At 29.7% G+C, this 239-nt stretch carries 1 protein-coding gene; it reads left to right on the top strand.

Translation table 11 applies throughout. The annotated features are described in order from the left end of the window. The coding region (locus ABCO64_RS10735; RefSeq protein WP_343089472.1) for a hypothetical protein at positions 1 to 239 on the top strand (239 nt) is incomplete at both ends.

The raw sequence follows: 239 nt of genomic DNA, 5'->3' as shown, positions 1-239 counted from the left end.
ATAAATCGATTTTTAGAAAATAACCCCTTTAAAGGGATTGTTGTTTTTGGTGCCCCTTTAGAAATAGAAGGTATTTTATATAATGTTGCGTTTGTGGTTAAAAAGAACAAAATATTAGGCATTGTGCCAAAATTTTATTTGCCTAATACTCAAGAATTTTATGAAAAACGTTGGTTTACAAGTGCGTATGATATCGTAAAAAGAACGAAAATGATTCGCTATTTAGATCAAGTCATTCC

The sequence above is a fragment of the Methanocalculus natronophilus genome (genome assembly GCF_038751955.1).
In the GTDB taxonomy this organism is placed as follows: domain Archaea; phylum Halobacteriota; class Methanomicrobia; order Methanomicrobiales; family Methanocorpusculaceae; genus Methanocalculus; species Methanocalculus natronophilus.
Note: the sequence above shows the minus strand (reverse complement) of the source record. Positions and strands in the feature narration are given on the sequence as shown.